We start from the raw sequence: 22,302 nt of genomic DNA on the forward strand, positions 1-22,302 counted from the left end.
ACTCGGATAATGACTTGGGAGTAGTAGCCAGGCTTCCTAATATACTTAAAAGTGTGGTTGCCAAATACAAAGATATCTATATTATTTTTATTATGTATTTCTACTGAATTACACGAACTGATTATAATGAATTTCCGCTTTTTATCTTTGTATTTGGCAACCACACTTTTAAGTATATTAGGAAGCCTGGCTACTACTCCCAAGTCATTATCCGAGTCATCTGAATCAGCAAATATTGAGTTTGCCTGTACTCAAATTTTCGATGAAGAAAAAGAAGAGTATGTATTTGCTACGGTGGCTTGGAATAGCCAAAACAAGAAACCAATTATTGTTTGGGCGCGAGATGATTTTAGTGGCAATGGTTTCGATCCTAAGAAACGTTGCGAAATAGTATCGCCTAAATTTCAAGAAGCCTATCAAAATGGCAACCTCAAATTTCTAACCTATGGAGAGATTAACGATCAGCCCGTACTTTGTACGGCTAGTTCGGTAGGTGGGAAGTGCGAGACTCAATTATTGACCTTATTAAATGAAGATAATGCGGAAGATACTCTGGCACAGCTAAGTGATATTTTACTGGGCTATTCCGATGGACCTATCGAGCAAAGTTCTGGAGACATTCACGAGATTGGCGATCGCATTTATGTTGAGATTGATGTTGCTGACTTTTTAAGTAAGAAATAAACACTGTGTTTAGATCGCTTAACGACACAATACAGCACTAAAAAAGTTGAACGAGTAACGTCTGAGTTGCTCTGGTTTCTGCGGCATTCTTTCTCCTATTTAGAATAAAAACAAACACCGATGAAAATTAATAACTACTCAAAAATACTCGGTCTAACGGTATTGACTGCTTCTATATTTAGCTCATATCAGATAGTTCTTGCTCAACATGGCAATCAAACTGAGAAAATCGATCTGTTTGAAGATGTTGATTCTGAAGAAAAGATAGCTCAGAATCAGCCTGGAGTTATTGACAATATTAAATCTATTGCTGAAAAAATTACAGTTAGAATAGATTATGGTTCAAATAATGGTTCGGGTGTCATAGTTGCTCGTGATGGAAGCACTTACTACGTTCTTACTGCAAAGCACGTTGTAGACAAAGAAAGAGAATATCAAGTAGTTACACCCGACGGTCAAACTTATCCTTTAGACTACTCCACTGTAAAGAAAGAACAATTTGGTGAAACAGATCTAGCTGTATTTGAGTTTCAAAGCCAAACTTCTTACGATGTGGCTACATTAGCTAACTTTGAGCAAAGAGCAGCAGTACATCAAGCCAAGAAAGCTAACTTCGATCCTGCAGACCCCAATAGAATTTCTGAATTGGGAAAGCAACAAGAAACCAGTCAAGAAGCAGCAGAAAGAGAAGCTCAAATAGCGAATTTATCTAACGTAATTGAAAATGCTTGTCCCGAACAAAGAGAAGCACTAGAAACAGCACCATCTCCTGAAAACGCCGAACTATATCAGAATTGTTTAGATGAAAAAGTCAAAGAGTATGAAGGAGGAGCATCAAATAATTCTAATTTAGAAGAAATAATTCAGCAAAAATCCTCTGAAGCCCAAGCTTTATGTGCAGATCATGAGATTAAAGAAGACGAACTGGACTTGGGCAAAATAGACTTGTATTTAGAATGTATGCGCGTCAATATGGGGGATATTGATATAGGAATAGCTTCACAAAATGACATTAATTTAAACGAAATTGACCCAGAAAAATCTACTGAAGCGAATGTTGCAAGAGATTACCGTATTCCTGTTTTATTTCTTTATGGATGGCCTAAAGGCAGTAGCGAAACCAAAAAACCTTTATTCGTTGTTGGTAGATATTACAGATCTAATTTGGAAGAATCAGCTTCGATACAATCCTTTATGAAATATGGTGCTGCTGCACAACCACTAAATCCTATCTCGGAGTTTATGACTTTGAGTTCTTCTGCTGAAAATTTTAATATATACTCACGGAACTATGACATATTTTATACAAATAGTTCTTATGGGGGTATGAGTGGTGGTCCAGTATTAGATTACAAGGGCAATCTTGTTGCTATTCATACTGGAGTAGAGGGGGAGTCACAAGGAAAATTAAGAAAACAACATTATTTCCTTGGTTATAGCAACGGAATATTTATTGATAAATTTTTAGAACAAACAGATAATTTAGGAATAAAATCAAGTTTACTTAATATTGAAAACATATCTCAAAACTTTCTGGATAATAAAGAATTACAAGAAATATCCATAGCTGCTACTTACTATATCAATAACAATCAAAAATTAACAACAGAAGAAGATTGGATCAATTATGGTAACCAGCTGTGGAGACAATTTAAGCACCAAGAAGCGGCAAAAGCATTCAATAAAGCAATAGAATTAAATCCAAATTCTTACTTAGCATATTATGGTTTAGGGAAATCTATAAGCGACAGTCCAACACCAAAAAATAGGATTCAATTAGAAAAAATTAATCAGTCTTTTAGAAAAGCCACTGAATTACAGCCAGATTTTTTTTCTGCTTGGAAAGAACTTGGAGATCATCTCCATATATTAACATTTTCAGATTGGAAAGAATTGGTAGATCGGCTCCATATACTAACATCTTCAGAAGCAAATGAAATTAATCCTTATGGAAATAACGAAAAACAAGCGTATGAAAGGTTGATGAAACCGAAAGTTGAGGAGTCTTTATATGCTTACGAGAAAGCAATAACTTTAGACCCAAATAATGCTTATATTCACAGTAAAATTGGTCAAATGCACTATATGCAAAATAGTTGTCCAAAAGCTTTAGCCTCTTTTGACAAAGCTATTTCAATTGAAGATTCTGCCGTGTATCATCAATACAAATCTGTTATATATATGGCAATGGGAGATTACGACAAAGCTCGACAAGAATATGAAATTTACGCTAAAAATAGATCGAATGAAGCTCCTCCAGGTCTTTTTCCTTACCAAATTTTATTCCAACCACCCTCAAAAGAAAGAGATGACGTTATAAAACAACAGTTAAGCGCACGTTTACTAGATAGATGTTGAACTACAATTATTACGAAATAATTCACCATTTCTGTCATTTGGAATGAGAAAAAAAATCTATTTTTTTCTATTGTTTCTAGGTTTAAACTGGGCTGATTGGCATTTACTTAAATCTATCTATGGGTTGAAAACAAACAAGCTAGTTGGTTTAAAAATACATCAATATAAAAAACAAGTTAAATCAATTTCAACAAAAGTAATTACCCAGTATTCCTCTGGAAGTGGAATTATTTTAAGCAAAAAGTATGACAGTTATTTAGTGCTAACTAATCGTCATGTAATCGATCGCAGCAATGATTATCAAATTAGAACTTCTGATGATAAAGTTCATCAAGCGACTTTGATTTGTACTGCAATAGATAATGACCTTGCATTATTAGAATTTAAAAGCGATCTAATTTATCAATTTGCTGAAATTGATACTTCCAGGCTAAGAGTTAAAGAACAATTAATTGCAGCAGGTTTTCCTGCAACAAAAAAGCAAATAAAAATTACTCTCGGTCAATTACTACTTAATCTTGGTAAACCTTTAAAATATGGCTATCAAATTGGTTACAGTAATCAAATTGATTTAGGAATGAGTGGTGGAGCTATTATCAATTCTAAAGGAAGAGTAGTTGGTATAAATGGAAGAAGTGCTAACCCTATAATCCCAGATTATCAGTTTAAAGATGGTAGTTTTCCCAGTGATCAACTACAAGAGCAAATGACAGAATTAAGTTGGGGGATTCCTATTAATGAGGCAATTTCACTTTTTAGCCAATCACAATGTATGTTTAAAAACAGTTAAAGAAATTAAGACTTATACGAAGCTTTGGCTAGATTGCTCAATTTTTACTGCTTTTTGTTCATACAATTGGCAATTTCTGTATTTTATCTTTAATTACACCCAGCTACTTAGTTCAATATGAAATATCAAAACAATCTAACCCACAACGATCGCTGGATTGTCGAAGTTGTATTTCCTCAAGAACGAGAACGCTATTTTGTTGAAGCTGGGGCTTGTAATGGCATCCAAGCTAGCAGTTGTTATGTTTTGGAAAAGTATTTTAACTGGAAGGGAATTTGTATCGAACCCAATGATGATTATTTTCAAGAATTAGTCGTCAATCGTCCTGGCAGTATCTGTATCGATCGATGTTTGACGGGGGAAACAGGAGAAGTTACTTATATTAAAGGAGATGAAACCAAGATTAATCCTATGTTGGGGGGAATTAAATCTAATTTGGTTAAATATCGCCAAAACTATCGGGAAGTATTGGCTAATGGCAAAGAAGTTATCAAGCAAGGAATTAGCTTGGCTGACTTATTAGATAAATGTCATGCCCCTTCAGTAATTGATTTTTTAGCTATGGATATTGAAGGTAGCGAATTGCCAGTTTTAGAAACGTTTCCTTTTGAAAGATATACAATCTTGGCAATTAGTATTGAAGGAGATCGTTGTAACGATTTGTTAGCTTCTCAGGGCTATATCAATGTCAAAAATCCTTTTAACACCGAGGCAGTCTACGAGCAATTTTTTCTGCACGAAAGTATTTTTAGCGAATCTCAACACGAAATCGCTGCCAACCACTATCTTAGTTTGGGCAATAATTACCGCCAATCACAAAAAATAGAATTAGCTATTTCTGCCTATCAACAAGCGATATCTACAGAACCAAAACGCGCCGAACTGTACATCCATCTAGCAACATATTTAAAACAACAACAAGATTTTTCAGGTGCGATCGCCAATTACCGTCAAGCCATTGCGATCGATGCCCAACAACCTGCTTGGGTTTACTACACTTTGGGCAATCTCCTCAAGGAAGAAAAGAAATTAGCAGAAGCAGAGATAGCCTACAATCGAGCCATTGCTATCGATGCTCGACAACCTGCTTGGTTGTATTATAGTTTGGGATATGTGCTGCAACGACAAAATAAGTTAGAAATGGCGATCGCTGCTTACGAGCAATCTATTGCGATCGACCCCCAGCCACCAGCCTGGGTATATCGTAGTTTGGGTAAAATTTGGCAGGATTTGGGAAATTCAGTCCAAGCTGAAGCAGCCTTACAAAATGCCAGGGCGATCGATAAAATGTAAATATTCTAATATCTAAAATTATGGATATTTTATGGTTGTAGATAACAGTTCCAATAGAATATTAGCTTGGATTGCTATACCCAGAACGGGGACTAATTTTTTATGTTCTTTGGTTTATCATCATCCTTTAATTAATTCCTATTATGAAATTTTTCATCCTCAGAAATTTTATAGTGGTTATAACACCAAGGAAACTGAAATCATTAAATATATCAATCATCAGTACAGTCTGGATTTTACTAGTCCTGAGGATCTCAACTTAATTAGTTGGATACACAAATATCCCGATCGCTTTTTAGGAGTATTGCTACATTTTAATCCCGAACGCTATATTAGTTTTAAATTATTTCCCGAACATTTAGCTCAAGAAACTCTTGATTCAGTAATTGTTAGCAACCATAATATTAAAAAAATTCTAGTTAAAAGAAATTTATTGTCTACTTATATATCTCACCAAATTGCTCTAAAAACCAATCGCTGGAATAATTTTGATACTTCTGAAATTAAAATTGCAATTTCTTTGACTCAATTAGAACAATGGCTGGAAGAAGTAGAGCAATGGTATGGGCTATTTGAAACTTATAACGATCGGGGAGAGGCGGAGTTTTACGTACTCAACTATGAAGATATTCACGCTTATCAAACTAATATAGATAAGCTCAACTATCTCGATCGCTTTTTTCAAAGTATTGGGGTTAAATCAGATCGAGTATATCAATTGCCTGAGGCAAATACTATTAAAATTATGAGCAAGCAAGATAAAAGAAGTAACTTAGCCGATAAAATTATTAATTATCAAGAAATTATTCGAGGTATTAAAGAAAAAGGTTTAATGGAACGTTTGGGCATAAAATCGGAAGATCGACTATTTTTAGATCGCTAAAATATGATGAGAATTCAGTCCCACATACCATCCAATTTATCAGTTACTTTGGTTTTACCTGGTGAAATTGCTGTAGCCGATCTGGTTGAAGTAGAACTCGACTTAATATCTAAGTTTAATTGTCAAATAGTTGGTCTCGATATTGATATTAGTTATAAACTGCAAAAACTATTTCATCAATATTCAGCTTCAATCGCTACAACTAACGAGCGAAATCCTAGTAATTTAGCATCTTTTTACGATAACTTATATCAAACCAAAGAACTTCCAGATTCAGTCCGCCAACTAGAAAAAATAAGTCGTTACTACTGTTATTTATGGCTGGCATGGGATGCTTATACTCAACAAAACTATCCTTTAATGAGTCAATATTTACTCGAAGCTTGGCAATATAGCGAGGCAACTTCGAGAAAAACCATTAATCATTGGTATGACTTTTTTGAATCACAAATAGAGTCAAATAACAATCTATCTTCCCTACCAGTATGGCAACAACTAATAGATCGCATCGGAAAATTATCTCCACCAAAAGTTAGCGTCATTATTCCCAGTTACAATTGCGATCGATATTTATCCGCAGCCATTGAAAGCGTACTCAATCAGACTTATCAAGACTATGAAATCATTGTGATTAATGACGGTTCTACAGATTCAACCTTAGAAATCATTGCTCCCTATCGACAGAAAATTCGTTACTTTTATCAAGAAAATCAAGGGGCGGGGGAAGCCAGGAACAGAGGATTATATCTAGCCAGGGGAGAATTAATTGCTTTCTTAGATGCAGACGATCTATTTTTACCTCATAAACTTCAAGAACAGGTAGCTATTTTAGCCAAGCGATCGGAAATTACTATTGTTAATAGTGGCTTTCGAGTCATTGGAGAAGATGGGGAGGCAATTACCGATGTCGAACGCTGGCATGAAATTCCCGATCTTACTCCCGAAGATTGGTTGCTGCACAAACCAGTGCTACCCAGTGCAATGATGTTTCGTCGCCAGTGGTTTGAGTTGGTTGGGGGGTTTAAACAATGCTTTTTTCCTTGCGAAGATCTAGAAATTATTTTGCGCATGGTTGCAAAGGGCTGTCAATCTATATGGTTGCCTAGTATTACTACTTGCTATCGTCGATACAGTCTCAGTGCTACTGCTTTAAATTCCTCTCGTGTTCTGAAACTAATTGAAAGTGCGGAAGCGGTGCAGGATGATTTCTTTGCCAGAGATGACTTGCCTGCCTCGATGGCTCAATTAGAACGAAAATCTCGTTTTTACTACTATTGTTGGCTGGCTTGGCTGTGCTACCAAACTGGTTTAGAGGATCTTATGGGTCAATATCTGCTCAAATCTCAATCCCATGCCACCCACTCTTGGGTTGAAACAGTCTCAGAATGGATTAATACTTTTGATAGTTGTGCCAAAATTTATGGTTGCGATTTTGATGCCTTCGCTTTGACCAAGCTACCCCAATGGCAAGAAGTTTTGGCGCGGATTCCTGCTTCTGCTTTGGAAAGGAGCTATCAGAAACATATTAGTCAAGTCCAACAATTGTTTCATAGCATTATCGATAATCGTCAAATTGCTCTTTACGGACAAACTTATTTTCAACTAGGACAAACGCTCCTGCAACAACACGACCTAGAAAGAGCGATTATTTCCCTGCGTCGTGCGATTGAATTAGTACCGAATAATCCCCTCTACCATCACGCTTTAGGCACTGCATATCAACAACATTACGACCTCGACAGGGCTTTTCTCGCTTATCAACAAGCCCTTCGTCTCCAGCCCAACCAAAAAGATTTTCAAGCCAGCCTTCAGTCAGTCGAAGAACAACAACAACAGTGGCAAAAACTACTGAATTATTGCCAAAAACTCTCCCACCCTGCCCAGGAAGAATCCAAACCAAAGTTATTGATGATTTTTCCTTTTACTCCCGATCCCGAACAAAAGGGTGGTGCTGCCATTAGGATGTTCGAGCAGATTAAATACTTTGGCAGTCGCTACAGGCTAGCAATTGTAGCATTTATCTTTGACGAGTCCGACCGATATATGGAAACCAAACTAGAACAATATTGCGATTTCGCATTATTACTCAAAGTCGGTACTCCCATGTCTCCCTATCGTCGCGATAGACACCAGCAGCTTTATTTTTTGCAAACCTGGAATATGTGGAGGAGTTTGGAGAAATTAAGTCAGATTAATTTCGATCTAGTCTTTTTCGAGTTTATTTTTACTGCGGTTTATTATCCTTTATTTAGCGGTAGTTTGAGGATTTTAAACGAACATAATATTGAGTCGCAATTGTTGCAAAGTTGTGCCTCTAGCAACAGCGAAGAATTAATCGGTCGTTTGGCAAAGCGAGTTGATGCGGTCAAGCCTTTTGTCAACGCTTCCAGAGAAGCCCAATTTTTAGCTGCTTATGAAGAGAGAATGTGGTCTTTGTTTTCTTTGATTACGGTAGTGAGCGAAGAAGACAAACAACAATTAGAAGCTCGCTGCCCTTCTCCCCAGACTGAGAGAACTAGAACCTTGGTGGTGAAAAATGGAGTTAATACCCAAGAGATTCAACCCGTCGATAATCAGCAAGCTCAAAAAATTTTGTTTATGGGAACGATGAGTTATTTTCCCAATATCGATGCAGTATTTTATTTTTTAGAACAGATTGCTCCTTTAATTCAAGAGCAACAGTCAAAAATTGATTTTTGTATTGCAGGAAGAGAACCTCCAGAGGAAATTTTGGCTTTGGAAAACCAATATTCAGGAATTGAGATAATTGCTAATCCTCCAGACATGAGCCAAATAGCAGCCCAATGTCAAATGACAGTAGTACCTCTACGTATTGGAGGAGGAACGAGAATCAAAATTTTGCATTCTATGGCGATGGGGCTACCAGTGGTATCTACAAGTTTGGGTTGTGAAGGATTAGATGTAATAAACGGAAAACATTTATTGATTAGAGATAATCCTCAAGATTTTGCCACAGCAGTATTAGAAATTGCTCGAGATCGACAGTTGAGAGAAAAGCTTAGATACAATGGTCGGAAGTTAGTAGAATCCCAATACGACTGGCAAGCTATTTTTGCTCATTTTGAAGATACTCTAAAAACTCTTTAGTTGTTAGTAATTAGTTGTTTAAATCGATCGACTAACAAAACTGATTCATAAATTTGCGATCGATATAGTCTTTAAGTAGCCAAAACAATTTAGAACGCCAGCCAAACTTACTCCAAGAAGCGATCGCTTGACGATCGCCCGTACCAATTAAAGCGAGATATTTGTCTTGAGGGCTATAGGGTTTTAAAGGCTGGTTGGTTAATATTTTTTGCCAGTTGTCAAATAAAGGTTTTCCCTGTCTTACGGCAAATACTCCAGCTTTGGGGCGTTGATGGTTAGTCATGGTGGCAATATCTCCCGCAGCAAAAATATGAGGATGGGATCTGGATTGGAGAGTATCTTTGACTAAGATAAATCCTTTGTCGTCAGTAGTAAGCTGAGATTCTTTGAGCCAATTGGGGGCGGTGGCTTGAGTTACCCAAAAGACGCGATCGCAACTAATTTTTAAGCCAGATTTACAGACAAGATGGTTGGGAAAAACTTCGACTACTTCCTGACTCAGATGTAATTGGATGCCTCTTTTAAGTAGAATCTCTTGTAATTTATTACTCACCCAATCATTATGACCTGATAATAACCGATCGCCGCGATGAATTAGATGTATGGTTAATTTTTCTTGGGGGCGATCGATAATTGTTTGTAAGGAAGTTTGCATATTCAAAGCTAATTCCACACCTCCTGCACCACCGCCGACTATGGCTATATCCATAGATTTTTGGGGATTTTGAGCAATTTCTGTTTGTAAAGCATACCAAGTTTGCAAAAATTCTGGGACTGGTTTGGCTGGGGTAGTATATGCTTTTGCCCCAGGCACATCGATCGCTTGAGGAGTGCTACCAATATCTAAGGAAAGATAATCGAATTCTACTCGACGATTAGATTCGCAGATGACTATATTTTGGGCTAAATCTAAATCAATAGCGCGATCGACAATTAATTCCGCCCCTGCAAAACTAGCTAATTTCCTCAGATCGATATGGGTTTCGGCATAACTATAAAAACCCGCTACATGACCTGGTAACATCCCCGAATAGGGAGTTTGTTCCACATCGCTAATTAAAGTTAACTCCACATCTGATAAGGGATTTAGTCCCCACAACCGCAAGGCGATCGCGTGAGAATGTCCGCCCCCAATTAAGACTAGTTTTGGTTTTTTCTTTGATGGATCGTTCATTGATTAAAAACTAATTCCAATCTTTTTTGCGATCGCTCTAAAGCTTCTTTGGGGGTTTGTTTGCCCAATAAACTAGCTTCAATAGCTCGACCGAGGTTTTCTGACAATCTAGTATAGTTTGGGATAATCGGGCGAGATTTTGCCCACTGCATTTGTTGAAGAAAGACATTAATTACAGAGTTTTCCGCCACAAATTTTTGATATGCTTCGCTTTGTTGAGATTTAAGATTGACTGGTAAATAACCCGTCTCTAACGCCCAATTGGTCTGAAATTCTTCGCTCAAAACATATTCTAAAAAGCGCAAACTGGCTTGCTGTCTTTCGGGAGTAGTTTTAAACACAAATAAATTTTCCCCGCCCATTACCGCCGCAGGTTGTCTGTCTGTGGGAATAGGAAACACATCATAATCGATATCAGTAGATTTTAATTGTGCTAAAGTCCAAGGACCAGTAATTTGCATGGCAACTTTCCCGTCAATAAAGCGATCAATTTCATAACCCCTTTCGGGTGCGGATAAGACAGCCACTCCAGATTTAACTAAATCTGCCCCTAATTGCAAAGCTGCGATCGCTCCATCATTAACTAGATTGGGTTTATTTCCCTCTAATAAGTTTCCCCCAGCACTATAAATAAATGGTAGCCAGACAAATACCGTCCATTCTCCTTTTCCTAAAGAGAGGAAAATACCCTGTCGATCCGCTCGATTATCATTGTTGGTATCTTGAGTAAGTTTTTGGGCTACGGTTTTTAATTCTGACCAAGTTGTGGGGGGAGTTTCAATTCCTGCCTCCTTAAATAGACTCGGGCGATAAAATACTGCTGCATTATTGGTAGCAAAAGGAATCGAAAGAATGTGTCCGTCTAATTCCATCGAAGCAAACATGGCTGGATCGATTTCTTCTTCGATGGCAGAACTATTCAACCAAGTCTCTAAGGGAAATAATGCCCCCAATTGATAAAGTTTTCCCGTAATTTGCGGTACGTACCAAAGAATATCGGGGGGTTGTCCGCTGACGGTTGCTGCTAAAATTTTCGGCAATTGGGCATCGGGTTGACCGATATATAAAGCTTCTACTTCTAGATCGGGGTTATTTTGATTGAATCGATCCACTAGTCTTTGAAAGATCTCGCGATTTTCGGGGGGATTGATACCATGCCAAAAAGTTATTTTCGTAATTTCTTTTTGATTTGATTCCTGAATACTGCTACACCCACTCAGAAATAACAGGCAACATAGTGCGATTGTAAAAATATTTTTAACCACAAAGCGATCGCTTTTCATCTGATTATCTAGATTTTAGTCTCAAAAACTTATTTTAGGTTTTCTTAACTGATAACTGATAACTAGATCGATAGTCAGTGGCTTAACCCGAACTGAGGTTACTCATGCGATCGCGGCTGAAAATTTATCTAGATGTCTAGACAAATTTTAGCATTAAACATCGTTAACCCAGAAAACCATAGTTTTTGAATTACTGCGCTTTTCACATGGGTAGACCACATAAGTAGTTGTGCAAAATTAATTGGATAGTTGAGATTGGGTTTAGGGGTTAGGGGTTAGGGGTTAGGCGTTAGGGGTTAGGAAAATATGGAATATACAAATAATTCTGCTTAGGTACTTAATTAAATAAGAGAAAAAGGGCAAAAATTACCTCTAAAATTTGTAATATTTTTATAATTATTTTATATTTTGAAAATTTTATAATTAGCCAATAAATTATGGCAAGAAATTGCTACTATAGCGTTTCTCTAATTAGTGAGGTACACACAATCAACAATCAACAAAAACCCAGGACTTGACTGTACTGCATTAAAATAAGAACCGCTATATATATTCTTTCAACAATTAATAATCAAAATATAGTAATTTTTAAAATAAATTCTAAATAAATTATTTTTTCATTAAGAAATATCTTATTTCAAAGCTTTAGCTACAAAATCAGTGAAAATACGGATGGGTAAAATTGCGGACGTGAATACAATTAAATTGTTAGTAATTGGTTCTGCCAAAAGAGTTTACACTTAAGCAAATGCTCTAGTTAATAGTAAATATTAACTCCAAATAATTGCTTTTTGAAGCGATCGACAGCACAATCTTTTCTTTTTAACTAAATAAAAAATATCTTTCATAACCAAAATAATGTTGAGTTGCGATCGCGCTTATTTTCAACTAGAACCAACTTATTTGTTCGGCGATATCTCCAAATATTCGCGACCCCGATTTTTCAAAAAACTACCCACCATATAGATTAAGCTAGGCTAACCATGAAAAAAACTACCTATCAGGCGACTTTAAAAGACCTTGCCCTTCTAGTTGCTACAGAAAACTATAGCGATCCCGAACTGGCAAAAAGCTTGTTAGAATTTGGGGTGAAAGATCCCATAGTTTTCACCACTGATGGCAAAAAAAGTCGATTTGGCATGAAAAAACTTAATGTCAAGGATGGCATGAAAAGATTGAACCTGGCAGCTTCTAGTCCAGAAATAGGCAAGTTAGTCGCAAGGGTCATATTGTTTGAAGATTCTGTAGCTGAATTAGTTCCCACATCAGAAAGCAGATCTCATTCACAGACAAACGACAACTACCTCTATCAAAATATCTACAGTTGGAAAAACGAAAAAAGAAATATCCTCGAACGCTGTACTGCCAAAGAATTAGGCAGTAAATATGGTATCCGCATTCAATACCTCAATACTGTCATTCAAGGTAAAGTCAAATGCTCTAGAGGCTGGAGTTTAGTTCGCTCATAAGTTTTTCAATCGATCGAAACTAAATACATATTTCATCTTGGCTTGAGAATGATTGAGTTAATCTCTACTATCGTTCTCAAGCCAATTTATTTTTTAATCATTTACATTAGTTAACCGAAAATAAATTGTCTCCAACATAGATGAATTCTAGGTTTAGACAGTTAAACTAAAATAGTATTATTATTTGTATTACCTTGATTTTTCAAAATACTTGGTAAATATTTCCTGAGAAACGTTAACATAAGTTAACAACGTACAAAACAAAAAAGCAATAAATACTAGTTTTCCTAACATAGACTAGCCAGAATACCCTTTTATCAGGGAGTGGCAAGGTGACAGTAGTTAAAATAAAAATAAAAAGATTTATTATCTTCAGCTAAGGGAGGCTGTCAGAGTGAGTAAAGATAACAACAAAAAATGGCGCAATGCAGGACTATATGTTCTGCTAGCTATAGTGGTAGTTGCTTTGGGTACTGCCTTCTTAGATAAGCAACCTCAAGCCCGCACTACTTGGGCTTACAGCAAGCTAATCGATGAAGTTCAAAGCAACAAAATCGAAACAGTAAAAATTAGTGCCGATCGCACTAAAGCTCAGGTAATCAATAGCGAAGGGACTCCTATCCTAGTCAATCTACCGAACGATCCTCAATTGATCGACATTTTGAGTGAAAACGGTGTAGACATCGCAGTATTACCTCAAAGTGATGAAGGATTTTGGTTTAGAGCTTTGAGCAGCCTTCTATTCCCCGTCCTCTTATTAGTAGGTTTATTCTTCTTACTTAGAAGAGCGCAAAGTGGGCCAGGATCTCAAGCGATGAACTTCGGTAAATCTAAAGCCAGAGTCCAAATGGAGCCTAAAACTCAGGTAACTTTTGGCGATGTAGCTGGGATCGAACAAGCCAAACTAGAGCTAACTGAAGTAGTTGACTTCTTGAAAAATGCCGATCGCTTTACTGCTATTGGTGCAAAAATTCCTAAAGGTGTATTGCTAGTAGGTCCTCCAGGGACTGGTAAAACCTTACTAGCCAAGGCAGTAGCGGGTGAAGCTGGCGTACCTTTCTTTAGTATTTCTGGTTCGGAATTCGTAGAAATGTTTGTTGGGGTGGGTGCTTCCCGCGTCCGCGACTTGTTCGAGCAAGCCAAAACTAACGCCCCTTGTATCGTATTTATCGACGAGATCGACGCAGTTGGTCGTCAGCGTGGTGCTGGTTTAGGTGGCGGTAACGACGAGCGCGAACAAACTCTCAACCAGTTACTCACAGAAATGGATGGTTTTGAAGGTAATACTGGTATTATCATCATCGCTGCTACCAACCGTCCCGACGTATTAGACTCTGCTTTGATGCGTCCTGGTCGTTTTGATCGCCAAGTAGTAGTAGACCGTCCCGACTATGCAGGTCGTCAAGAAATTCTCAACGTTCACGCTCGCGGTAAAACTTTATCCAAAGATGTAGACCTTAATAAAGTTGCCCGTCGTACTCCTGGTTTCACTGGTGCTGACTTAGCTAACTTGCTCAATGAGGCTGCAATTCTAGCTGCTCGTCGTAGCTTGACCGAAATTTCTATGGATGAAGTCAACGATGCGATCGATCGCGTCATGGCTGGACCTGAAAAGAAAAATCGCGTCATGAGCGAAAAACGCAAAGAGCTAGTGGCATATCATGAAGCTGGTCATGCTCTAGTAGGTGCTTTGATGCCCGACTACGACCCCGTACAGAAAATCAGTATCATTCCTCGCGGACGTGCTGGCGGTTTAACTTGGTTTACTCCTAGCGAAGACCGTATGGAGTCTGGCTTATATTCTCGCTCTTATCTCCAAAACCAAATGGCTGTAGCTTTAGGCGGTCGTTTGGCAGAAGAGATTGTTTACGGCGAAGAAGAAGTAACTACTGGTGCTTCTAATGACTTACAACAGGTAACTAGAGTCGCCCGTCAAATGGTAACTCGCTTTGGGATGAGCGATCGCTTGGGTCCTGTAGCTTTAGGTCGTCAAAACGGTAACGTATTTATGGGTCGCGATATTGCTAGCGATCGCGATTTTTCTAACGAAACCGCAGCAGCAATCGACGAAGAAGTACGCAGCTATGTAGATGTAGCTTATGCTCGTGCGAAGAAAGTTTTAGTAGATAACCGTCACATCCTCGATCGCTTGGCAGAAATGCTAATCGAAAAAGAAACAGTAGAGGCTGATGAATTACAAAACGTTCTAGCTGAGAATGATGTAATTATGGCTTCTCTAGCTTAATTGCAATCTCAATCTTAATTTTTTGGACAGTGCTTATAATTTAAGTGCTGTCTTTTTATATTTAGTTATTAGTTACTAGTTTTTTAAGGCTAGGAAGATCTACATAATCATTTTCCAGATTGCCCTGAATCACCCGACAAGGTCGATCGACTTCCCCCAGATCGCTAACTACCAAATCTGCTTGACTAAAATCTTGTTGCTCGGTGTATTCGTTAACAGTAATGATTGTGCTTAATCCTACTGCTTTGGCAGCAATTAAGCCGTTATCGGAATCCTCAATAACTAAAAAGTTTTGCGGGGGAATGTCCATTTTATCCACAACATATCGATAAATATCGGGAGCGGGTTTCTTAGCAGCAACAATGTCTCCTGCTGCGATGACTTCAAACCAATCGAGGTCTAAATATTTTTCTAATAAAGCAATTACATTAGGTAAAGCACTGGTAGTTGCGATCGCTAGAGAGATATTAGCTTCTTTCGCTTCTTCGATTAATCTGGTTACCCCAGGGCGCATTGTAATCGTTCCCTGGTGGAGTAATGCTAAATAGTATTTAGTTTTAAGTTGATGAATATAGGTAGCAAAATCATTAATTTCTAGGGGATCGATAAATCCAGGTTGATATTGACGGATAAAATATTTAACTCGCTCTTTTCCCCCAGCAACCTTTAAGATCTTGCCATATAATTCCACAGACCAATTCCAATCCAATCCTGCTGCTTCAAAAGCACTATTAAAAGCTACTCGATGTCCGTCTCTTTCCGTATTGGCTAAAGTTCCGTCAACGTCAAATATTAAACCCTGTAATTGACTCATTTCGATTTCTCTAGTCGTTGCAATTCACTTAGATATATGATTGTTCGATGTATTTAAGTTACAGCAGACTGAGGTTGGGTTTCTTCTGGTTGTACGCAGCGCAAATATTCATCTACAACATCATTAGCTGCGCCAATCATTCTAAGTTGTCCTTTTTCGAGCCAAATTGCTTTGTGGCAGTTTTGACGGATTAATTCCATCGAATGAGATACCAGCAAAACCGTAACGTTATCTTGCCAAAACTCTTCCATGCGCTGACTGCATTTATTTTTGAAAGTCACATCTCCTACAGAAAGCACTTCATCGAGAATCAAAATATCGGGTTTGGTATCTGTGGCGATCGCAAATCCCAAGCGAGCAGTCATCCCCGAAGATAAACCCTTGACGGGAACTAAAGCATAATCTTCTAATTCGGCGAATTTCAAAATTAGTTCGGTTCTAGAGATCATTTCTGCCTGGGAATAACCCAACATCACTCCATAAAGAATAATATTGTCTCTAACTGCCAATTCGCTATCAAATCCCGCACTCAACTCAATTAAAGGGGCTACTTTTCCTTTAACTCTCACCGTACCAGAAGTGGGCTTAAGTATGCCTGAAATCAATTTGAGCATGGTTGATTTACCAGAACCATTTGCGCCAATAATGCCTATTTTTTCGCCCTTTTTAATAGTCAGATCGATATTATCTAAAACTATTTTTTTGGCTGGATGGCGATATTTTCCCTCTAGGAAAGACAGGATCGTTCTTTTAAGATCGTAAGAAAACTCTTCTTGAGTTCTACGCCACAAAGAAACTCCATCTAATCTAATCGATTCTTGCATTACTATTTTTAGGTAGATTTTAAATTAAATTTCAGCAATTAAAAGATTGCTGTAAAGTATAACTTTGAAACCTAGGCTACAACAAATCCATAAATTGCGATCGCCAGTTAGAGAAAGCCATCAAGCCAATAGTCAAGACAATTACACCACTAATTAAACTGTGAAAAATCAGAATTGGATCGGGATTATTACCAGAAAGAGCTATCTGGCGAATACTTTCAATAATCGGTAAGATGGGATTTAAAATTAAAAATCTACTAACAGTATCGGGGACAATATCTGGAGGATAAAAAATAGGAGAACCCATCCACAAGAGAAAGGTGACTAATTCATAGAAATAGGACAAGTCGCGGAAAAATACGTATAAAGCACTCATCAACATTCCCACTCCCGAACAGACTAAAATTAAACCAAAAATAGGTAATATTAGAGCGATCGCGTTAAGTGGATTCTTAGAAGTAATCAGAGTAACTACTGCCAGTAAGGGAAAAGCTCCCATTAACAATTGAAATACATTAGCTCCAATCGTAGATAGGGGAAAGATAAATAAAGGCAGACGAATTTTATTAACGATACCGCCATTTTCGACAACGCTCGGTAAGGCTTGGGCGGTGGAAGAAGAAAAAAAGTTAATTACCACCAGACCTGTAAAAGCTGCCAGAATATAATTTAAAGTAGAATTATTGTAATATTGGGCAAAAGCAGCCCCAAAAATTGCAGTATATAAACCTGTCATTGCCATTGGATTTAGTAACGACCAATAGATACCCAAAAAAGAACCCCGATATCTTCTTTTAAGGTTTCGTCTAATTAAAATAGTAAGTAATTCTCGATACCAGGAGAGTTCTTGCTTTTTTTCTTTATCTAAAATAGTTGTAACCATATGGTACTTGCTATAGGTTTTCTAAACAGAATCTATTATAGGGCGTGTTATTAATTCTTTGTTACCTTAAAGATGATTAGGTGGTTTGTCAATGACTAAAATTGACTGTATTTATCTAAGCTATTTCTAGGAAATCTATTTTCCATTCTTTATTTTGTCGGACAACATTAAACTGTAGAGGAATTTCTCGTCCAGAATTTAAAATTAAAGTCACATCAATAGTAGAATTATTACCTGCTTCATTCATTTGAGGTATTGCTAGCAAGGTACGTTTATATTGTTTGAATTTTTTGTTTTTAATTAATTTTCTTAGTTTAGGTTTAGAAATTCTACGGCGAAAATTGTCTGTAGTGGAATTATAAAGCTCGTCTATTTTATCTTCAATAATTAACTCAAAGAACTTGCTAATTACCATTGGTATACCTTGGGTATTTCGCATCACAATAACCACAATAGATATCCAAATCAAAATCGCAATTACTGCGATCGCAGCTAAACCGATTAAAATATACTTTCCATAGGGCTGTAATAATTCCATATTGTTTTGTCGTTGTAGCTTATTTCTCAAACTGGAGAGCTTAAAGCTTTCCTTAAAATCTTCCCTAATTTTACCTATTCGCTGCCACAATCGAGAAACATTAAACATTAAACATTAAACATTGAGCATTTAGCATTTGTGACAATTTAAGGATGTGTGTTGTTTGTCAACTCTCCTTTAGGTAGTAGGTTGTACTCAAAAATTTCTGAAATTCAAATCTGAAGTACCCTCTAAGCTTAAATCTACATCTAGTGTTACAAAATAAATTAAGTACCGTATATAGTAGTTGGATCGTAAGTAAGTTTCTTAATTTGTCACAATTGGTTATTGAGTAATAACTAACAACCAATAACTAACAACTGTACGAGCTGCTGGTCAGCATTCCCTTGCGCCTGTCCTAAAGGATACACCTTCGGATAACGGCGACGCGGTGAGTCCAGCACTGCGGGAGGGTTTCCCTCCGCAGGTGACTGGCGAACCCGAAGGGGGTCTGACCATTTCGCGAACCGCCCCTAACAACTAACCAATATAAAACTATGCAGCAAATTTTTAATATTCTTGGTTTAATACCTGGCTATTTAATTGGATTGGCAATTTTTTTGGTAATCATACCAACTATTGTGGCAATTTTCTTGCGTTTGGTTTTATACAGTCATTTAAAACGTTTGGCAGTCAAAACTAAAAGGCTTTTAGTCGGGATGAACATTGAATCTGCCCCTCAGATTATTTACAAACTAGAGCGAAGATTTGCCGATAATCCAGTTAGTTTGGAGCGAATTAATACCACTAGTATTATCGAAGGTACTTATAGTCATGAAAAGTTTAATTTTTTGGGCTTATCTTTAAATTGTGAATTTGTTGATAATTTTTGTCGTATTTTACCAAATCTACTACTTTCTTTTGGCTTGCTTGGAACATTTTTAGGAATTACTTTTAATTTGGCAAATCTCAGTCAAACTATTACCCAAGTAGATATTAATGATGTGAGAAATCTAGTAGAAGAATTAGATCGACCTTTGCAGGGAATGGGGGTAGCTTTTACTACTAGTTTAGTCGCGATCGCCTGTAGTTCTTGTTTAACGGTTTTAAACTTATTGTGGAATACTAGTTTAGTTAAATCTACTTTGTTGAGTAATTTAGAAGACTATATAGACAATGTATATTTACCCAAAATTCAACCAGTTAGTTCTATAGAAAATGCGATCGATAAGTTTAGCAATGATTTTGAGGGAATGCTACTTCAGTTAGGAAATACGATTGAAGAATCGATGACTAAAGCTTTTAGTAGAATAGAAAATAGCGCGCGTACCTTTGAAAATGCAGCCAATACTCTAGATAATAGCGGTTTTACCGAACGACTGGCTGCTGCTACCAACGATTTAGCGATCGCTCAAAATCAATTTTCTCAATCTTCTTTAGTATTGCAAAAATCCACCCAATCTTTTGACGGCAATCTAGTTTCAATGCAGAAATTAACTAAAAAGTTTCTCGACCTCAACCAACAAATTAACAATATCGAAAATAAATATAATAATCTAGTCAATCTCAATCAAGAAAAAAATGCGATCGAGCAATCTGGATTAAAAGAAATCCAACAAGAAATTACTAAATTAATCGAAAAACTAAACTAATCACTTTATAAACATTGTGAATAAAAAACGCAAGCTACGCAATTATGATGCAGTAGAAAGTTTAAATGTTTGGCCATCTTTTACTGATTTGATGGCTAATGCTTTTATGATAATTAGTTTATTTCTCTTACTAGCTTTGTTCAAATCGCTGTTTCTGAAATATACTGCCGAAGAAACCGAGCAAAACCTCAGCGATACCGAACGACAGGTCAGATTGTTACAAAGAGAAATTGCTACCCTAGAAAATGAATTAGGAGAAAGTACTTCTGATGTGCGTCAACTAAGGAAAGCTTCTTCCCAATTACAAAGACTATTGCTAGATAGTAACGAGCGAAACCGTAACCGCGTAAATATCTTAGAGTCGGAAATCCAACGCCTCAAATCTGCTCCACCCGTAGTAGTTATCCAAGATTCTGGAGGGTATCAATTCGATTCTGGTAGTGCTAAATTACCTAAAAATCTTAAAGAATATATTACCGTAGATTTAGTCGATCGCATTGAAAGAATCAGCCAACAGCGCAACCTTTACGTAGTCGAAATTATCGGACACACCGACGGTCAAGTTAATTTTGGCAATGGCAACCTCGACCAACAGCTAGAAGCCGTAGCCCTAGGAAAGCAACCCGTAGACAGTCTCAAACCTGGCTCAAATGCCGATCTGGGACTAATGCGAGCCTTAGAAGTAGTCAAACAACTACAAATAGTCCAAGAAGAAACAGGAAGGCTCAAAGGAGTTCAATTCCGCCCCTATTCCGCAGCCCAAATCCAGTTACCGACGGGAAATTTTGCTTCCCCCAACCGCCAGCCAGACCCCAGTCGCCGTAGAATCGAAATACGCTTTTCTCCTCTAGGTAAGGCGGAAACAATTAACTAAGGAATGAGAGGTAGTGAGTAGTGAGTAGTGAGTAGTGAGTAGTGAGTAGTGAGTAGTGTAGAGACGTTCCATGGAACGTCCGTACGAGTAGTGAGTAGTGAGTAGTGGGTAGAGTGGGTAAGTAGTCGTGCAAATTTAATTGGATAGTTTAGATTGGGGAAGGGGGAAGAATTAAAGGTTAAGGGAATACAGGATATACAAATAATTTTGCATTGGTACTTAGCTTCGCTTTTTGCGTTTAGTTATCCCCTAGTCCCCCAGTCCCCTAGTCCCCTAGTCTCTCATCTAATCATTAACCCTTCCAGCACGCTTTAACCGTTCCAGGGTTGCCCAGATTTCCCTCGAGCGCAATACCGCGCTCGTTGGCATTGAGATGACGCACGATTTTATAGACTGTTTCTATTTCATCGCTAACTCCAGCTTTACTGGCTAATTCTGCCAAAGATAAAGAAGAAGAAGTTTCCTTGAGAGCGTTGACGACTTGTTTTTGAATGTTTAACACCGATGCAGCAGCTTTTTTACCAGCTTCTACTCCTGGTTGGTGATAGGCATTGATATTAACTAGGGAAGCATAGATACTAACCGCTCTTTCGTAAAGGGCAATCAAACTGCCGACAATGCGTTCGTTTACCTGGGGAATGGTAATCGTAATCGAATCTCTTTGCTTGTCATTTAAAGCAGTACGAGTACCGAGTAAAAAACCTTTGAGATAGTCCCCAGAAGTAATTCCTGGCTCAATTTCTACAAAATCTGCTTTGCGGTCTTGCAATACTTCAATAAAAGTTAGGAAAAAGTTGTTTACCCCTTCTCTTAGTTGTTGTACGTAGGCGTGTTGGTCGGTCGAACCTTTGTTACCATAAACTGCAATCCCTTGATTGACCACATTACCATCGAGGTCTTTTTCTTTGCCTAAAGATTCCATAATTAGCTGTTGGAGATAGCGACTAAAAAGCAACAAACTATCTTTATAGGGCAAAATTACCATATCTTTTTCCCCCCTACCATGTCCCGCAGCATACCAAGCCATTGCTAACAAAGCAGCAGGATTTTCTTTGAGGCTGGGTTTGCGAGTTAGGGCATCCATCGTTTTCGCCCCTTCTAACATGGCTCTGATATCGATACCTTGCAAAGCAGCAGCTACCAGACCGACAGGAGATAATTCGGAAGTTCTTCCTCCTACCCAATCGCGCATGGGGAAGATTGCCAGCCAACCTTCTCGTTCAGCGATCGCTTCTAACTTACTACTTTTCCCTGTAATGGCAAAGGCATGAGTCGCAAAATCCAGATTGCGATCGCTATATACTTTTTTCACTTCTAGCATCCCGTTGCGGGTTTCGGGAGTACCGCCAGATTTAGAAATTACCGATACTAGAGTAGTACTAAGATCTTCAATCCCAGCTAAAACGCGATCTATTCCCCCAGGATCGGTATTATCAATAAAATGGATTTTC

General features: G+C 37.7%; 17 protein-coding genes. 10 read left to right on the forward strand and 7 right to left on the reverse strand.

The genetic code is table 11. From position 1 onward, the window contains the following. Positions 1-126 precede the first annotated feature (126 nt). The 6 genes from AC33VI_RS14630 (at position 127) to AC33VI_RS14655 (ending at position 9,116) form a co-directional block, all read left to right on the forward strand. On the forward strand, positions 127-684 hold the full coding sequence (locus AC33VI_RS14630) for a COP23 domain-containing protein (protein ID WP_491783000.1): 558 nt from the start codon (positions 127-129) through the stop codon (positions 682-684). Positions 685-804: 120 nt separating this feature from the next. After that, positions 805-3,042, forward strand: coding sequence for a tetratricopeptide repeat protein (locus tag AC33VI_RS14635; RefSeq protein WP_491783001.1), 2,238 nt, complete (start codon positions 805-807; stop codon positions 3,040-3,042). A gap of 43 nt (positions 3,043-3,085) precedes the next feature. Further along, entirely contained in the window at positions 3,086-3,832 is a 747-nt protein-coding gene (locus tag AC33VI_RS14640) for a S1 family peptidase (RefSeq protein WP_491783002.1), read from the forward strand. A 117-nt stretch (positions 3,833-3,949) separates the two neighbouring features. After that, positions 3,950-5,125 carry an FkbM family methyltransferase gene (locus AC33VI_RS14645; protein WP_491783003.1) on the forward strand — a complete coding sequence of 392 codons (1,176 nt, stop codon included), beginning with the start codon at positions 3,950-3,952 and terminating at the stop codon, positions 5,123-5,125. 31 nt (positions 5,126-5,156) lie between these two features. Next, positions 5,157-6,008, forward strand: coding sequence for a hypothetical protein (locus AC33VI_RS14650; protein WP_491783004.1), 852 nt, complete (start codon positions 5,157-5,159; stop codon positions 6,006-6,008). A gap of 3 nt (positions 6,009-6,011) precedes the next feature. Then, positions 6,012-9,116: a glycosyltransferase gene (locus AC33VI_RS14655; protein ID WP_491783005.1), complete on the forward strand. Its 3,105-nt coding sequence runs from the start codon at positions 6,012-6,014 to the stop codon at positions 9,114-9,116. A gap of 31 nt (positions 9,117-9,147) precedes the next feature. On the opposite strand, the gene AC33VI_RS14660 is transcribed toward AC33VI_RS14655, so the two are convergent. Beyond that, entirely contained in the window at positions 9,148-10,290 is a 1,143-nt protein-coding gene (locus tag AC33VI_RS14660; RefSeq protein ID WP_491783006.1) for an FAD-dependent oxidoreductase, read from the reverse strand. After that, the gene (locus tag AC33VI_RS14665) at positions 10,287-11,573 is read right to left on the reverse strand and encodes an ABC transporter substrate-binding protein (protein ID WP_491783007.1); all 1,287 of its coding nucleotides are present in this window, start codon (positions 11,571-11,573) and stop codon (positions 10,287-10,289) included. Before AC33VI_RS14665 ends, AC33VI_RS14660 begins: the two co-directional genes overlap by 4 nt. Before the next feature lie 983 nt (positions 11,574-12,556). On the opposite strand from AC33VI_RS14665, the gene AC33VI_RS14670 reads away from it, so the two are divergent. Both AC33VI_RS14670 and ftsH3 read left to right on the forward strand, forming a co-directional pair. Next, positions 12,557-13,042 carry a hypothetical protein gene (locus AC33VI_RS14670; RefSeq protein WP_491783008.1) on the forward strand — a complete coding sequence of 162 codons (486 nt, stop codon included), beginning with the start codon at positions 12,557-12,559 and terminating at the stop codon, positions 13,040-13,042. A 394-nt stretch (positions 13,043-13,436) separates the two neighbouring features. After that, the gene (ftsH3, locus tag AC33VI_RS14675) at positions 13,437-15,287 is read left to right on the forward strand and encodes an ATP-dependent zinc metalloprotease FtsH3 (RefSeq protein ID WP_491783009.1); all 1,851 of its coding nucleotides are present in this window, start codon (positions 13,437-13,439) and stop codon (positions 15,285-15,287) included. 61 nt (positions 15,288-15,348) lie between these two features. On the opposite strand, the gene AC33VI_RS14680 is transcribed toward ftsH3, so the two are convergent. The 4 genes from AC33VI_RS14680 to AC33VI_RS14695 all read right to left on the reverse strand — a co-directional run bounded on the left by AC33VI_RS14680 (position 15,349) and on the right by AC33VI_RS14695 (position 18,454). After that, positions 15,349-16,101: an HAD family hydrolase gene (locus tag AC33VI_RS14680; RefSeq protein WP_491783010.1), complete on the reverse strand. Its 753-nt coding sequence runs from the start codon at positions 16,099-16,101 to the stop codon at positions 15,349-15,351. Positions 16,102-16,154: 53 nt separating this feature from the next. Continuing rightward, positions 16,155-16,925 carry an ABC transporter ATP-binding protein gene (locus AC33VI_RS14685; RefSeq protein ID WP_491783011.1) on the reverse strand — a complete coding sequence of 257 codons (771 nt, stop codon included), beginning with the start codon at positions 16,923-16,925 and terminating at the stop codon, positions 16,155-16,157. Positions 16,926-17,001: 76 nt separating this feature from the next. Continuing rightward, positions 17,002-17,808 carry an ABC transporter permease gene (locus AC33VI_RS14690; protein WP_491783012.1) on the reverse strand — a complete coding sequence of 269 codons (807 nt, stop codon included), beginning with the start codon at positions 17,806-17,808 and terminating at the stop codon, positions 17,002-17,004. 115 nt (positions 17,809-17,923) lie between these two features. Beyond that, on the reverse strand, positions 17,924-18,454 hold the full coding sequence (locus tag AC33VI_RS14695; RefSeq protein ID WP_491783013.1) for a hypothetical protein: 531 nt from the start codon (positions 18,452-18,454) through the stop codon (positions 17,924-17,926). A 428-nt stretch (positions 18,455-18,882) separates the two neighbouring features. Here AC33VI_RS14695 and AC33VI_RS14700 point away from each other — a divergent pair, with 428 nt between their 5' ends. Continuing rightward, positions 18,883-19,977 (forward strand): methyl-accepting chemotaxis protein, encoded by a 1,095-nt coding sequence (locus tag AC33VI_RS14700; protein ID WP_491783014.1) that lies wholly within the window; start codon positions 18,883-18,885, stop codon positions 19,975-19,977. Between the two features lie 13 nt (positions 19,978-19,990). Then, positions 19,991-20,851, forward strand: a complete 861-nt coding sequence (locus AC33VI_RS14705) for a flagellar motor protein (RefSeq protein WP_491783016.1) — start codon at positions 19,991-19,993, stop codon at positions 20,849-20,851. A 292-nt stretch (positions 20,852-21,143) separates the two neighbouring features. Here AC33VI_RS14705 and AC33VI_RS14710 read toward each other — a convergent pair. Continuing rightward, the coding region (locus AC33VI_RS14710; protein ID WP_491783015.1) for a phosphoglucose isomerase-related protein at positions 21,144-22,302 on the reverse strand (1,159 nt) is incomplete at its 5' end.

The sequence above is a fragment of the Waterburya sp. genome (assembly GCF_058530065.1).